We start from the raw sequence: 13,105 nt of genomic DNA on the forward strand, positions 1-13,105 counted from the left end.
CACACCGCCAATACTTGACGTTTACCCACGGGCTCTCAACGGCCCCACATTTCTTGCGGCAACGTACTGGCTAGTGCGCGTTGCCAACGCGCTATCTGAACGCCTCACCCGCTTCACACACCCGCGTTGCGGCTCACGACAGCGAATATCCTAGGCCCCTTTGCGGCAAACTGTGTGTAGGGATTCGCGCCGCACGGGAAACTTTCGCTACTCGATACGCCACAGATTGCGGGCGTTGCCCTGTACAACACAGCAACCCACATTCACTACCGACATGCGGCGCTGAAACGTTCGATACCCTTAGCCGTGCCACACGTGCATGAAGCGGGTGAGGCGTTGAGCCAGCACGTTGGCAACTACATAAGCCAGCACACCGGTGTGCGAAGCGTGGGGACGTTGAGAGCCCGTGGGTAAAGGCCAAGCACTTTCGGTGTGAGCCCGCTTTCTTTTGCCTACTTTTCTTTGCGGCGGCAAAGAAAAGTAGGTGCCGCCCCGCACAGGGGCAACGTCCGCGCCGCGAGGCGCATCGCGGATGCCCGCGCAAGGGCAAAGAAAACGAAAGCAATCGCGGATGCCAGCGGCACGCTGAAATAACCCGCGACAACGGCAAGAACCCAAACAGCGTCGCAAGACATTAAGCCGCAAGACACGAGCCGCCAGACATTAAAAAGAACCCGTCGCTTCCACGCAAGACGCCTCGCGCCATGTCACCTAAACTAGGAACCACTACTGTGAACGAGCCCCAAGGACCCGCCATGAACGACCAGAACGTAACCCGCCAGACCTTCGACGAAGTCATGGTCCCCGTATTCGCGCCGGCGTCTTTCGTGCCGGACCGCGGCGTCGGTTCCCGCGTGTGGGACACGCAAGGCAAGGACTACATCGACTTCGCGGGCGGCATCGCCGTGACGGCGCTGGGCCACGCGCATCCGGAGCTGCTGAAGGTTCTGCACGATCAGGGTGCGAAGCTCTGGCACATCGGTAACGGTTACACGAACGAGCCCGTGCTGCGTCTGGCAAAGCGTCTCGAAGAGCTGACCTTCGCCGACCGCGCGTTCTTCGCGAACTCGGGCGCGGAAGCCAACGAAGCCGCGCTGAAGCTCGCGCGCCGCGTCGCCTTCGAGCGCTTCGGCGCGGAGAAGGACGAAATCATCTCGTTCACGCAGTCGTTCCATGGCCGCACGTTCTTCACGGTGAGCGTCGGCGGCCAGCCCAAGTATTCGGAAGGCTTTGGCCCCGTGCCCGCGGGCATCCGGCATCTGCCTTACAACGACATCGACGCGGCGCGCGCGGCCATCGGCCCGAAGACGTGTGCCGTGATCGTCGAGCCGGTGCAGGGCGAAGGCGGCGTGATTCCCGCCGATCCCGCGTTCCTGAAGGCGCTGCGCGAAGCGTGCGACCAGCACAACGCGCTGCTGATTTTCGATGAAGTGCAGACGGGCGTGGGCCGCACGGGTTTCTTCTACGCGTACGAGGACACGGGCGTGACACCCGATGTACTGACGACGGCCAAGGCGCTCGGCAACGGCTTCCCGATCGGCGCGATGCTGACCACGAAAGAACTCGCCGCGCACTTCAAGGTTGGCGTGCACGGCACGACATATGGCGGCAATCCGCTCGCGACGGCGATCGCGCTGAAGGTGGTCGAGCTCGTCAGCGATCCGAAGCTGCTCGAAGGCGTGCGTGCCCGCAGCGAAGCGCTGAAGGCGACGCTCGCGAAGATCAACGAACGCTTCGGCATTTTCAGCGACGTGCGCGGCAAGGGCCTGCTGATCGGCGTCGAACTCACGGACGCCTACAAGGGCCGCGCCAAAGACTTCGTGACGGCAGCGGGCAAGCACGGCGTGATCATGCTGATGGCGGGTCCCGATGTGCTGCGTTTCGCGCCGTCGCTGATCATTCCGCTCGACGACATGAACGAAGGTCTCGCGCGCTTCGAAAAGGCGATCGAGGAAGTCGTCGGCGTCACGGCGCTGGCCAAGTAATCCGTCGAGCCACATTAAAGCTTCATTACACGAGACCACGATGCTCTTCGTCCGCCCTGGCCGCCTGGCCGATCTCGACGCCTTGCAACAGATGGCGCGCAACGCGCAGCCCGTGCTGCACTCGCTGCCGCACGACCGGCGCGCGCTGGAGGCGCGCGTCGCGTTGTCGGAAGACTCGTTTCGCGCGGAAGTCGATTTTCCGGGCGAGGAGTTCTATCTCTTCGTGCTGGAGGACAGCGAGACGGGCAAGCTGCACGGTACGGCGAGCATCGTCGCGGCAGCCGGCTACTCGGAACCGTTCTACGTGTTCCGCAACGATGCCTTGATTCATGCGTCGCGCGAGTTGCACGTCAACCGCAAGATTCACGCGCTGACGATGTCGCATGAACTGACGGGCAAGAGCCGTCTCGCGGGCTTCTACATCGACCCGGCGATGCGCGGCGATGCCGCCGCTCACCTGATGTCGCGCGCGCGCATGATGTACGTCGCCGCGAACCGCAAGCGCTTCACGTCCGAAGTCTTCTCGCTGCTGCTCGGCGTGACCGACGACGCGGGCGTGTCGCCGTTCTGGGAGGCCGTCGGCCGCAAGTTCTTCGGCCGCAATTTCGCGGACATCGAAGTGCAGTCGGGCGGACGCAGCAGCACGTTCATCGCGGAAGTGATGCCGAGCTATCCGATCTATGTGCCGCTGTTGCCCGAAGCCGCGCAGCGCGTGCTCGGCGAGCCCGACGAAAAGGCGCTCCTCGCCTACGACATCCACATGGAAGAGGGCTTCGAGACGGACCGGTACGTCGATATATTCGATGCGGGCCCGGTGCTTACCGCACAGGTCGATCGCAGCACATGCGTCGCGCGCAACGAGACGCGCACGGTGCGCGAGGCATCGGCGCAGCACGGCGCGACGTATCTGATCGCGAGCAACAGGCCCGGCGAATTCCGCTGCGTGCTCGCCGATCTGCCCGCGCAGAAAGACGAGGGCGCGCCGCTGCCGGCGGCCGCGCGTCATGCGCTCGGCGTGCGCGACGGCGAGGCCGTGCGTTGCGTGCCGCTGCATCAGCAGGAACAGAAACACACTACGGGAGAAGCACAATGATCGTCGTTCGCGTCGTGCAGACGGGCGATGTGGACGCGCTCGTCGCGCTCGCTCAGGAGACGGGGCCCGGTCTCACGACCTTCAAGCCGGATCGCGATGCGCTCGCCGCGCGCATCGCGCGTGCGCGCCGCACGATCGAGGACAAGGCCGCGTCGCACGAGAAGGGCTACTTCTTTGTGATGGAAGATTCGCAGACGAAGGACATTGCCGGTGTCTGCGGAATCGAAACGGCCGTGGGACTCGAGCAGCCGTTCTACAACTATCGCGTGAGCACGGTCGTGCATGCGTCGCAGGACCTCGGCATCTGGACCCGCATGCGAGCGCTCAACATCTCGCACGACCTGACGGGTTACGCGGAAGTGTGCTCGCTGTTCCTGAGCCCGCGTTATCGCGCACATGGGGTGGGCGGCTTGCTGTCGCGCTCGCGCTTCATGTTCATCGCGCAGTTTCGCGACCGTTTCCCGCAGCGCATCTGCGCGGAGCTGCGCGGCCATTTCGACGCGGACGGCACGTCGCCTTTCTGGCGCGCGGTCGGCTCGCACTTCTATCAGATCGACTTCAACGCCGCGGACTATCTCAGCTCGCATGGCCGCAAGTCGTTCCTCGCGGAGCTGATGCCGCGCTTCCCCGTGTATGTCGAACTGCTGCCCGAAGACGCGCAGCAGGCGATCGGCCTCACGCATAGCGATACGCTGCCCGCGCGCAAGATGCTCGAAGCGGAAGGGCTGCGTTACGAGAATCACGTCGACATCTTCGATGCAGGCCCCGTGCTCGAATGCCACGTCGCCGACTTGCGCACGGTGCGCGAGAGCGTCGTCGTGCCCGTCGAAATCGCCTCGGTTCAAGCGCAAGGAGACGCCGCGCCGGAAAGCGGCCCGCGTTCGCTCGTTTCGAACACGTCGCTTGCCGATTTCCGCACGGGCGTGGCGGCGGGCGTCGTCGAGGACGGCGTGTTCCGTCTGTCGGCGGACGAGGCGGCCACATTGAATGTGAAGGCAGGCGAGCCCGTGCGCGTGCTGCCGCTGAAACGCAATTGAGCGTAAGTGACACAGAAACAAGGACTGACATGAGCGAGCTTTTCATCGACGGCGAATGGATCGCCGGCACAGGACACGCATTCGCATCGCGCAACCCGGGCACGGGCGCGACGGTGTGGGAAGGCAATAGCGCATCGGCCGAAGATGTCGATCGCGCCGTGATGAGCGCGCGCCGTGCGTTCGCGATGTGGTCGGCCGTGAGCCTCGACGAGCGCATCGCCATCGTGCGCCGCTTCGCCGCATTGATCAACGAACGCAAGGAAGCGATCGCCGAGGCGATCGGCCGCGAAACGGGCAAGCCGCTGTGGGAAGCGTGCACGGAAGCTGCGTCGATGGCGGCGAAGGTCGAGATTTCGATCCAGTCGTACAACGAGCGCACGGGCGAGCGGCGCGCTGCGATCGCGGACGGCACGGCCGTGCTGCGTCATCGTCCGCATGGGGTGGTGGCCGTGTTCGGTCCGTATAACTTTCCGGGGCATCTGCCGAACGGGCACATCGTACCCGCGCTGATCGCGGGCAATGCCGTTGTGTTCAAGCCTTCGGAACTCGCTCCGGGCGTCGCGCGCGTCACCGTCGAAGTGTGGCGCGACGCGGGCTTGCCCGCTGGCGTGCTGAACCTCGTGCAAGGCGAGAAGGACACGGGCATTGCGCTTGCGAATCATCGACAGATCGACGGCCTCTTCTTCACGGGCAGTTCGGATACGGGCACGCTGCTGCACAAGCAGTTCGGCGGCCGGCCCGAGATCGTGCTCGCGCTGGAGATGGGCGGCAACAATCCGCTCGTCGTCGCGCCCGTCGCCGATATCGATGCCGCCGTGCATCACACGATTCAATCGGCGTTCCTGTCGGCAGGCCAGCGCTGCACGTGCGCGCGCCGCATCTTCGTGCCGAACGACGCATTCGGCGACAGTTTCCTCGAGCGCCTTGTCGACGTGACGTCGCGCATCGCCGTCGGCGAATACAACGCCGATCCGCAGCCGTATATGGGTGCCGTGATTTCGGCGCGCGCGGCGGCGCGTCTCGTCGAAGCGCAGGCGCGCCTGATCGCCGACGGCGCGAAGCCGCTCCTGAAGATGGAGCAGCGCGATCCGAAGCTCGGCTTCGTGACGCCCGCGATTCTCGACGTGACGAACGTGCAGAGCCTGCCCGACGAAGAGCACTTCGGCCCGCTCGCGCAGATTGTTCGCTATGGTTCGTTCGACGAAGCGATCTCGGGCGCGAACGATACCGAGTTCGGTCTGTCGGCAGGGCTGCTCGCCGACGACGAAGCGCTGTGGACGCACTTTCAGCGCGCGATCCGCGCCGGCATCGTGAACTGGAACCGGCCGACCAATGGCGCATCGTCGGCGGCGCCGTTCGGCGGCACGGGGCGCTCGGGCAACAACCGGCCGAGCGCGTACTACGCGGCCGATTACTGCGCGTACCCGATGGCCTCCGTCGAAAGCGCGCAACTGCAAATGCCCGCAAGCGTGTCCCCGGGTCTTCACTTCTAAGGATCGACGATGCAAGCCACTGAAGCGAATTTCGACGGACTCGTCGGACCGACCCACAACTATGCAGGGCTGTCGTTCGGCAACGTCGCGTCGCAGACCAACGAGAAGTCCGTTGCAAACCCGAAGGCCGCTGCGAAGCAGGGCCTGCGCAAGATGAAGCAGCTCGCGGACCTCGGTTTCAACCAGGGCGTGCTGCCGCCGCAGGAGCGTCCGTCGATGCGCCTGTTGCGCGAGCTGGGTTTCTCCGGCGATGAGGCGAGCGTGATCGCGCGCGTCGCGAAGAATGCACCCGAATTGCTCGCGGCGGCGAGTTCCGCATCGGCGATGTGGACGGCGAACGCCGCGACCGTCAGCCCGTCCGCGGACACGCACGATGGCCGCGTGCACTTCACGCCCGCGAACCTGACGAGCAAGCTGCATCGCGCGATCGAACACGAATCGACGCGCCGCACGCTGCGCGCGATTTTCGCGGACCCGTCGCGCTTCGTCGTGCACGAAGCGCTGCCCGGCACGCCCGCACTCGGCGACGAAGGCGCGGCGAACCACACGCGTTTTTGCGCGCAGTACGGCGCGAAAGGCGTCGAGTTCTTCGTCTATGGCCGCAGCGAATATCGCCGCGGACCGGAGCCGAAACGCTACCCGGCGCGTCAGACGTTCGAGGCGAGCCGTGCGGTTGCCCATCGTCATGGCCTTTCCGACGATGCAACCGTGTACGCGCAACAGACGCCCGACGTGATCGACGCGGGCGTGTTCCACAACGATGTGATCGCGGTGGGCAACGCGCGCACGCTGTTTTGTCATCAACTGGCGTTCGTCGATCAGCAGGCCGTGTACGACGACCTGCGCGCGAAGCTCTCGAAGCTCAACGCCGAGTTCAACGTGATCGAAGTGCCGGACGCGCAGGTGAGCGTCGCCGATGCCGTGACGTCATATCTGTTCAACAGCCAGTTGCTGTTGCGCGGCGACGGCCGCCAGGTGCTGGTGGTGCCGCAGGAGTGCCGCGAGAATCCGCGTGTCGCGGCGTATCTCGACGACCTGGCATCGGGCAAGGCGCCCATCGACGACGTGCTGGTGTTCGATCTGCGCGAGAGCATGAAGAACGGCGGCGGCCCCGCTTGTCTGCGTCTGCGCGTGGTGCTCAACGAAGCGGAGCGTGGCGCGGTGACGCCGGGTGTGTGGATCGACGACAGTCTCTTCACGCGGCTCGATGCGTGGATCGAGAAGCACTATCGCGATCGCCTCGCGCCCGTTGATCTGGCCGACCCGCAGTTGCTCACGGAGTCGCGCACCGCGCTCGACGAACTGACGCAGATTCTGGGTCTGGGATCGCTGTATGACTTCCAGCGCTGATACGCCCGTGCCGGCGATGCTCGACGATTTCCTCGCGTTCACGCTCGCGGGCACGCAGCCGGCCGACGATGCGCGCGCTGGCGCGTGCGCGAACGGCGTGCAATGGTCGTGGATCGACGATGGCGTGCTGCAGTTCGAGCCCGCTGCGTCATCGCGCGGCGGGGCGCGCAGCGTGCTTGCATCGGCGGGCGTTCATGGGGACGAGACGGCGCCCATCGAGTTGCTGTCGTTTCTGGTTCGCGACATTGCGCACGGACGCGTTGCGCTCGCGTGCCGGTTGCTCGTGATTCTCGGCAACGTGCAGGCGATGCGCGAGTCGTGCCGCTATATCGACGACGATCTGAACCGGCTCTTCAGCGGGCGTCATGCGCAGTTGCCCGAAAGTCATGAAGCGCCGCGCGCTGCCGCGCTCGAGCGCATCGCGATGCGGTTTTTCGCCGATGCATCGGATGCGCCCGGCGCGCGCTGGCACATCGACATGCACACGGCGATTCGCGCTTCCGTGTTCGAGCAGTTTGCATTGTTGCCACATACGGGCGCGCCGTTGTCGCGTTCGATGTTCGAGTGGCTGCGCGATGCGCGTATCGCGGCTGTGCTGCTGCACACGACGAAGGGCAACACGTACTCGCATTTCACGGCCGAGTCGTGTGGCGCGGATGCCTGCACGCTGGAGCTTGGAAAGGTGAGGCCCTTTGGGCAAAACGACTTGTCGCGGTTTGCTGGCGCGGATCATGCCGTGCGGCAGCTCATTGCGGGTGAGGCGGGGGATGCTTCGCTGGCGTTGCCGCGCGTGTTTACCGTGATCGATCAGATCACCAAGCAAAGCGATGCATTTGAATTGCTGTTCGCGAAGGACGTGGCGAACTTCACTGCGTTTGAGCGCGATACGGTGCTCGCGCGGGATGGGGACTATCGGTATGTCGTGCGGCACGATGAAGAGCGGATCGTGTTTCCCAATGCGACCGTCAAGCCTGGGTTGAGGGCAGGGCTTTTGGTTGTCGAAACGACTGATGAGACGCATTCGGTACTGATGTAGGTTTTTTGTCTGCGACGCTTTGGTTTTTCGCCTTTGTCGCTGGCATCCGCGAATGCGTTCGTTTGCTTCGCGCCTCGCGGGCATCCGCGATTGCGCCTCGCGGCGCAGGCGTCGCCCCTGTGCGGGGCGGCACCTACTTTTCTTTGCAGCGGCAAAGAAAAGTAGGCAAAAGAAAGCCGCTCACACCGCCAGTGCTTGACCTTTACCCACGGGCTCTCAGCGTCCCCACACTTCGCGCGGCAACTTGCTGGTCCGCCTTCGTTGCCAGCGTACTGATCAAATGCTTCACCCGCTTCATATACCCGCGTTGCGGCCCGCGACATCGAACGTTCCCGCGCCCCTTTGCGGCAAACTTTGTGTCGGCATTCGCGCCACACGGGACACCGTCGCTACGCAATGCCGCTACAAGTGCGGGCGGCGTCCTGTACGTCACAGCAACCGCATTCACTACCGGCATGCGGCTCTGGAACGTTCGATACCCTCGGCCGTGCCACACGTGCACGAAGCGGGTGAGGCGTTTAGCCGGAGCGTTGGCAACGAACATAGGCCAGCACACTGCCGCGTGAAACACGGGGACGTTGAGAGCCCGTGGGTAAACGTCAAGCACTGGCGGTGTGAGCCCGCTTTCTTTGCTTACTTTCTTTGCGGCGGCAAAGAAAGTGAGTGCCGCCCCGCACAGGGGCAACGCCCGCGCCGCGAGGCGCAATGCGGATGCCAGCGGCAAGCCAGGCAAACCACAAAAGAAAGGCCGTCGCAGACAAAAGGCCGTCGCAGACAAAAAGCCGTCGGCAGACACCAATTCCATTGCCCCTTTCCGACAAGAACTTGCAAATTCGCGCGCAGCAAGAACCCTCATAGCGACGGCCAAAACACCGCCACGCGGAGCGAACACCGCAGACCCTGTAAAATCCACCGCCTTGTGCGCCGCACCAAGCCCCGCGCATGCGTTTGAACCGCATTTCTGGCGTTGCAATGATCACGCGCACGCCCAACGCGGGGCGTACCGCATACCAGCACTTCTTGAGGAAAGCATCGATGAAAATGAGTTGGCAAAAGATGGCCGCGCTCGCCGCATTCGCGGGCGCGATGATGGCAGTGAACGCAACGGCCGCCGAGATCAAGGAACTCCGCTTCGGCGTCGAAGCGTCCTATGCGCCGTTCGAATCGAAGTCGCCGGCCGGTGAACTGCAAGGCTTCGATATCGACATCGGCAACGCTGTCTGCGCCAGGCTCAAGACGAAGTGCGCGTGGGTCGAGAACGCGTTCGACGGCCTGATCCCCGCGCTCCAGGCCCGCAAGTTCAACGCGATCAACTCGGATATGTCGATCACCGACCAGCGCCGCGCCGCCATCGACTTCACCGATCCCATCTACGTGATCCCCAACCAGATGATCGCGAAGAAGGGCAGCGGCCTGCAGCCGACGGCCGCATCGCTGAAGGGCAAGCACGTCGGCGTGCTGCAAGGCACGATCCAGGAAACCTACGCGAAGGCCAGGTGGGCGCCCGCCGGCGTCGACGTGATTCCGTATCAGACGCAGGACCAGGTGTACGCCGATCTCGTCGCCGGCCGTCTCGATGCATCGTTCCAGGACGCGGAAGCGGCCTCGAAGGGCTTCCTCAAGAAGCCGCAGGGTGCAAGCTTCGAATTCGCCGGCCCGCCCGTTTCGGACGAAAAGCTGCTCGGCTCGGGCGTCGGCTTCGGCATCCGCAAGGGCGACACCGCGCTGAAGGACGCCGTCAACCAGGCGCTGAAGGAACTGAAGGCCGACGGCACGATCGACCGCCTCGCCGCAAAATACTTCGACGTGAAAGTCGTGCTCAAGTAATACGCGCGTCATCGGCTGCATATAAGCTCGCCGATGTTGTTCGACTACGGCCGCTTCGAGCGGCCGTTTTGTTTTTTTGCCCTTGTTTTATGGTCTTTTTCGAGCAGCCATGCTCCGGGGCCATTGTGGCTGCGCTAAAATCGGCGAGCGGGGAAAAGGGCTCGATGCGCGGCGCTCGAGAAGCGGGCGCTTCGAAGCCTCAAGAACAACACTGAACACGATGAGAGTACGAAGCGCCACGCTTCGCCGCAACCACATGCATGGGACCAGGTAGTCATGGGAAGGAGCACGCGCCAGAGTGCCCACTCCCATCGACACGCCGGGTCTGGTCGACAGGGGACCATGAATGACCACCAACGCAGTCGCTGAGGAACGCCAGGCCGAGGGCGTTCCCGGCATCGCGCAGGACCAGGAGGCAAACGTTTCATTTGCCCGCCAGCCTGTTCTGAATCGCGACAACATGTTGTGCGCGTTCGAACTCAAGGTGCACCAGCAGCCCGTCGCGCAAGCGAGCGAAGAGCCGGCAGCGGCAGACGAGCCGTCATCGAGGAAGCCCCGGCGCAGCGCGACGGAAGCCATCATTCACGGCGTTTTGCAGGCCGATGTGCGCGCCGCGCTCGCCGGTCATCCGGGCTATCTGCAGGTCACGCGCGAACTGCTGTTCGACGACGCGCTCCGCCAGATTCCCGCAGGGCGCTTCATGTTCGAGCTGCCGCCCGAAATCGGCGCCGACGATCAGCTGATCGCACGCGTCGTCGAGCTGCACGCTCGCCGCTATCGCTTCGTGCTCGACAACGTCGCGCTGGCCGACGAAACGTTTGCGCGTCTTCTGCCGTATGCGGAGGCCGTGAAGATCGACATGAACCGCATCCCGCAGGCGATGTTGCCGAAGTTCGCGAGCGTGCTGAAGTCGGCGGGCAAGCTGCTGATCGCGCTCGGCGTCGAGTCGCAAGCCGTGTTCGAGCAAGCGTTCAATCTCGACTTTGACCGCTTCCAGGGCTACTACTTCGCGCATCCGCAAGGCGCGGCCGCGCGCAAGGTCAGCGCGCCTCGTCATGCGCTGCTGAACCTGCTGCAACTGCTCGGCGGCGAGCCGACGGTTGCGCAACTCGAAGCGGAACTGAAGTTGAACCCCGTGCTCGTGATGCACCTGATGCGCCTCGCGAACTCAAGTGGGCTCGCGATTGGGCGCAAGGTCACGACGCTGCGCGAGGCGATCAACGCGACGGGCACCAACCGCATCGCGCGCTGGACGCAACTGCTGCTGTACGCGGACGGCCGCAAGGTCGCGCTCGAAGACGATCCGTTGCTGCAACTCGCCGCCACGCGCGCGCGCTTCATGGAACTGGCCGTCGAGCGCCTGCCCGAGGCGGGCCGCCACGAAACGGATGCGGCGTTCCTCACGGGTGTGTTCTCGTTTGTCGATTCGGTGTTCGGCGGCTCGCTCGAACAGACGCTGAACGTGCTTACGCTGTCCAAGCCGATCCGCGACGCGATTCTCCAGCGCGAAGGCGTGCTCGGCACGTTGCTGACCGTGATCGAAGCGCTGGAGCGCGGCGCATGGGCCGACATCGAAAACGGCTGCGCGCGGCTCGAAGGCCTGCAGGTGCACGATATCGCGCAAATGGGCCTGGTCGCAGCCGCGTGGGCGGGCGTCGCCGATCGCAGCGCGGAAGCGGCGGGGCTCGAGCGGATCGAGGATTGAAGACGACGCGCGGCTCGAAGCGTGAGCCGCGCATGTCGATGTCAGAAGGCGCGCGCCAAACCTCTCGGCCTGAGCAGGTCAGCGCGGTCTTCCGTGCTTCACAGCGTTTCCACTTCGCTCACCGGCGCGTGCGCGAAGAACCGTCCCAGTTCGCGCGCGAGTTCGTTGAGCGCGGCCATTTCCCGCTGCGAGATGCGGCGCGGCATGTCGTGACGTGCCCAGTCGCCATAGAGCAACGCGACCGTCGATTTGTTCTCCAGTACCACAGGCAGCAATACGAACGAATGCACGTCGTCGAACGCGCGGCGATACCACTGTGGCAAGCGCGCGTGCATCTTCGGATCGCGTGCGTTCTCGATGAAGATGCCGACTGAGTTCGCGATCGCGAGATGAAACACGTCGGGCTCGAACGCCGTCGCGAAGCTGAGCTTGGGCAACGCCCCTTCGATCTTCGCGCCGAAGCCCATCGTCGCCTTGAAGATGCCGTTGCCCTGACGCACGAACACGACGGTGCGCTCGAAGTTCAGTCCTGCGAGCACGGTCTCCGATGCCATCGCGAGCGCGGGCGCGAGCCCGCTGTCGCCCGGCAGCGCCTGTAGCTCGCTTACGCCCGCAAGAATGCACGATTCGGGGTCGAGCGACGCGCGCGCGATCGCATCGGCGTTCGCGCGCAACTCGAAGATCTCGCGCATCACGCCGTCGCGGGTCTCTTCTTCGGCGAGCGTCAGGCTCATGTCGACGAGCACTTCGGGCTCGGTGCCGAGCGTGCGGCTATAGCGCTGCGCAAGCTCGGCGATGCGCACGTCGCGCTGCGATTCGGGCAGATGCGCTTGCGTGAGCACGTTCGCGACTTCCGTCGAATAATTCGTGATCGCGCGCAGCCATTGGGCCTGGCGCGGTTCGTCGTGCTGCTGCGGATCGAATTCCGTCATGCCGACGCGGATCAGGTCCGGCAGGCGCCAGCGCGTAGCCGCTTCGAGTCCGATCTCCTGAAACGTCACGCCGAGTACGCTTTCGCACGCTTCGTTCTCGCCCATGCCCGTATCGACCTGACGGCGAATCTGGTCCCACTCGGCATCGAGATAGAACACGACGAGCAGCTTGCCGACCTGACGCATCAGCGTGCACACGACGGCCTCTTCGCCCTGGCGCAGGTCGCCGCGTTCGGTGATCTTGCGCGCGACGCAGCCCGAGAGCATCGTGCGGTTCAGTTCGAGCTTCGCATCGATGCGGCGCGGCACGCTGTGATGAAAGTGATCGACGATTTTCAGGCCGACGACGAGATGGCCGACGGCGTCCATGCCGAGCACCATCAGCGCGCGCGAGACAGTCGTGATGTTGCCGCCGAACGCCATGTACATCGCCGAGTTCGCGAGACGCAGCACTTTCTGCGTCAGCGCGAAGTCGGAGAGCACGATCTGCACGAGCGCGCTGAAGTCGAGGTCGTCGCTGTTCATCGCGGCCATCGTCGTGCGGAGCGACTGCTGCAGCATCGGAAAATCGCCGCGCTCGTTCATGCGAGCCCAGAGCCGGTCAAGCAGCGCAGCCTTTAGCATGAGAATTCCGCGAAAGCCATACA

The 13,105-nt window shown here is 64.3% G+C and carries 9 protein-coding genes; 8 read left to right on the forward strand and 1 reads right to left on the reverse strand.

The annotated features are described in order from the left end of the window. Positions 1–755 precede the first annotated feature (755 nt). From BN2476_RS03030 to BN2476_RS03070, 8 genes are all read left to right on the forward strand, one after another. Positions 756–1,985: an aspartate aminotransferase family protein gene (locus BN2476_RS03030; RefSeq protein ID WP_087732685.1), complete on the forward strand. Its 1,230-nt coding sequence runs from the start codon at positions 756–758 to the stop codon at positions 1,983–1,985. Positions 1,986–2,025: 40 nt separating this feature from the next. Further along, positions 2,026–3,078: an arginine/ornithine succinyltransferase subunit alpha gene (gene aruF, locus BN2476_RS03035; RefSeq protein WP_087732686.1), complete on the forward strand. Its 1,053-nt coding sequence runs from the start codon at positions 2,026–2,028 to the stop codon at positions 3,076–3,078. Further along, the gene (astA, locus tag BN2476_RS03040) at positions 3,075–4,115 is read left to right on the forward strand and encodes an arginine N-succinyltransferase (protein WP_087732687.1); all 1,041 of its coding nucleotides are present in this window, start codon (positions 3,075–3,077) and stop codon (positions 4,113–4,115) included. The genes aruF and astA overlap by 4 nt, the downstream gene beginning before the upstream one ends. 29 nt (positions 4,116–4,144) lie before the next feature. Then, complete coding sequence (gene astD, locus BN2476_RS03045; protein WP_087732688.1) at positions 4,145–5,608, forward strand: succinylglutamate-semialdehyde dehydrogenase; 1,464 nt, start codon at positions 4,145–4,147, stop codon at positions 5,606–5,608. A 9-nt stretch (positions 5,609–5,617) separates the two neighbouring features. Further along, positions 5,618–6,958, forward strand: a complete 1,341-nt coding sequence (astB, locus tag BN2476_RS03050) for an N-succinylarginine dihydrolase (RefSeq protein ID WP_087732689.1) — start codon at positions 5,618–5,620, stop codon at positions 6,956–6,958. Then, positions 6,942–7,994, forward strand: coding sequence for a succinylglutamate desuccinylase (astE, locus tag BN2476_RS03055; protein WP_087732690.1), 1,053 nt, complete (start codon positions 6,942–6,944; stop codon positions 7,992–7,994). The genes astB and astE overlap by 17 nt, the downstream gene beginning before the upstream one ends. A gap of 1,035 nt (positions 7,995–9,029) precedes the next feature. After that, on the forward strand, positions 9,030–9,821 hold the full coding sequence (locus BN2476_RS03065; RefSeq protein ID WP_087732794.1) for an ABC transporter substrate-binding protein: 792 nt from the start codon (positions 9,030–9,032) through the stop codon (positions 9,819–9,821). A gap of 346 nt (positions 9,822–10,167) precedes the next feature. Next, positions 10,168–11,526 (forward strand): EAL and HDOD domain-containing protein, encoded by a 1,359-nt coding sequence (locus BN2476_RS03070; RefSeq protein WP_087732692.1) that lies wholly within the window; start codon positions 10,168–10,170, stop codon positions 11,524–11,526. Between the two features lie 98 nt (positions 11,527–11,624). Here the strand turns inward: BN2476_RS03070 and BN2476_RS03075 are convergent, their stop codons facing one another. Continuing rightward, positions 11,625–13,082 carry an HDOD domain-containing protein gene (locus BN2476_RS03075; protein ID WP_087732795.1) on the reverse strand — a complete coding sequence of 486 codons (1,458 nt, stop codon included), beginning with the start codon at positions 13,080–13,082 and terminating at the stop codon, positions 11,625–11,627. Positions 13,083–13,105: the final 23 nt, after the last annotated feature.

It is taken from the genome of Paraburkholderia piptadeniae, assembly GCF_900007165.1.
Lineage (GTDB): Bacteria > Pseudomonadota > Gammaproteobacteria > Burkholderiales > Burkholderiaceae > Paraburkholderia > Paraburkholderia piptadeniae.